Source organism: Mesorhizobium sp. M7A.F.Ca.ET.027.03.2.1 (assembly GCF_003999175.1).
Lineage (GTDB): Bacteria > Pseudomonadota > Alphaproteobacteria > Rhizobiales > Rhizobiaceae > Mesorhizobium.
Window position 1 is genome coordinate 1 of the sequence record NZ_RZOM01001063.1, and the last position, 2,134, is coordinate 2,134.

1 protein-coding gene and 2 pseudogenes are annotated in these 2,134 nt (G+C 66.0%); all 3 read left to right on the plus strand.

Translation table 11 applies throughout. The features are described 5' to 3' along the window. Positions 1–326, plus strand: a pseudogene (locus EN750_RS31135) (hypothetical protein); the annotation flags it as partial. Further along, positions 323–1,657, plus strand: a complete 1,335-nt coding sequence (locus tag EN750_RS31140; protein ID WP_127399006.1) for a MotB family protein — start codon at positions 323–325, stop codon at positions 1,655–1,657. The pseudogene EN750_RS31135 and the gene EN750_RS31140, both read left to right, overlap by 4 nt. Beyond that, positions 1,654–2,134: pseudogene (locus tag EN750_RS31145) on the plus strand (chemotaxis protein MotC); the annotation flags it as partial. The gene EN750_RS31140 and the pseudogene EN750_RS31145, both read left to right, overlap by 4 nt.

The following is a 2,134-nucleotide window of genomic DNA, read 5'->3' on the forward strand; positions in this document are numbered from 1 at the left end:
CCATGGAGGCGCGCGTCACCGGACTTGTCGCCGCCACGGTCGCCCGCATCATCGGCGGCATCGTCAGCGACGATCTGCAGAAACGTTCGATCGAGGCATTGGCCGGCGCCATCCGCGAAGCGGTCGGCGATGCCGAAGCGGTGCGCATCGTCGTGCGCGGCCCGCTCTCGATGTTCGAAACGCTGAAGGCGTCGCTCGGACCCGGCGCCGCCAATCTCGATTTTGTCGAGGCGCCAGGCTTCGACCTGACCGTCGCCATCGACGAGGCGGTGTTCGAGACGCGCATGGCCGAATGGTCGACGGTCCTCTCGGAGGTCCTGGCATGAGCGTCGCAGACGCCGACCACGGCCGCCACGAGATCATCATCGTGCGGCGCAGCCATGACGACCATGACGAGGCCCACCATGGCGGCGTCTGGAAGATCGCCTTCGCCGACTTCATGACGGCCATGATGTGCTTCTTCCTGGTCATGTGGCTGATCAATGCCGCCAACGAGCAGACCAAGGCAGCCGTCGCCAGCTACTTCAACCCGGTCAAGCTGGTCGACCGCAATTCGAGCCGCAAAGGTCTTGAGGATCTCGGCGACGGTCCGCGCGCGATCGGGACGACGGCCGACAATCCGAAGAAGGCGACCAACAAGGCCGGCCAGGACGGCGATGGCTCGGCGGACCGCAAAGAAGACAAGCAAGAACTCCCGCAGGCGGAACACTCCGACGAGCACCTGTTCGCAGATCCCTATGCGGTACTTTCAGAAATCGCCACCGACACTGGCGTAATGCAGAATGTCAGTCAGAAGGGTGACGGCGGCGCCCAGGCAGCCGGCCCGGCGACGGGCGCCTCCGGCGGTGCCTCTTACCGCGATCCCTTCGAGCCGGATTTCTGGTCGCAGCAGGTGGCGGCGCCAGCCGCCGAGGCCAGCGCCGAGCGCACCAGGACCGAGGGCGATCCGCTCAAGCCCGGAGATAAGACCGCCGAAACGCAAGTGCTTAAAGTCAAAGCCGTGCCGCCTGTTGCGGCCACCCCGCTTGGGCCGCAGGCAAAGGACGTGACCGGCAAGCAGGCCGCGAACCCTGCCACCGCAATGGCCGGCGAGACCAAACCGGACGGCACCAAGGCCGCCGACGCAGCCAAGGCGGAGCCTGAGGCGCAAAAGGCCGCCAAGCCCGATATCGGCGAGAAGGCACCAACCGCGGCTGCCCTAAAGGCAGCGGCCGACGTCAAGCGGCAGTTGGCCGATGCTTTCAAGCCTGGCGACAAGCTGCACGACGGCGTCTCGGTCGAAGCCACCGACAAGGGGGTCGTCATCTCGATCACCGACCAGCTCGACTTCGGCATGTTCGAGGTCGGCTCGGCGTTGCCGAGACGCGAACTGGTGCTGGCGATGGAGAAGATCGGCCGCATCGTCAACAGCCAGAAGGGCACCATCAGCATCAACGGCCACACCGATGCCCGGCCGTTCCGCGGCGACAGCTACGACAATTGGCGGCTGTCGACGGCACGCGCGCATTCCGCCTATTACATGCTCGTGCGCGGCGGCGTCGACGAACGCCGCATCACCGAGGTTGCCGGCTTCGCCGACCGCCAGCCGAAAATAGCAGCCGATCCATTGGCGGCCGCGAACCGTCGCATCGAGATCCTGATGGCGACCGGCGGATGAAGCGAGCGGCCGTCACCCGCCGGTTGATTGGTCTGTTGCTGCTGGCCGGCGGACACCCGTCGGCCGGTTTCGCCCAGGACGCGCTGCAGCCGTATCAGCTGGTGCGCTCGCTGCAACTCATCCAGGACCGCATAGCCGCCGGCGATCATGCCGCCCTGCCGATGCAGGCCAAGCTGCTGGAGATGGCGGATGCGCGCCTGCGGGCGGCGAATGCCGAGGACTACAAGGATCCCAAGAACTTTCGAGCCCTGCTTGTCTACGGCATGAGCGGCGGCAACCCGGTGACCGTCGAAGCGGCCACGTCGCGCGCTACGACGGATCCGCAAAGCCTTGCCATCGCCAAAGGCGTGATTGATTACCTCAACGGCCGGCCCGGCGAGGCTATCGAAGCCTTGAGGCCGATCGATCCCATGGCGCTGCCTCCGGATCTCGGCGCCTTCCTCGCTTTGGTCAAAGGCTCACTGCTTGCCGGTGATC

Coding starts and splice junctions, on each gene's coding strand:
- EN750_RS31140 (WP_127399006.1), top strand. CDS start 323: ATGAGCGTCGCAGACGCCGACCACGGCCGCCACGAGATCATCATCGTG.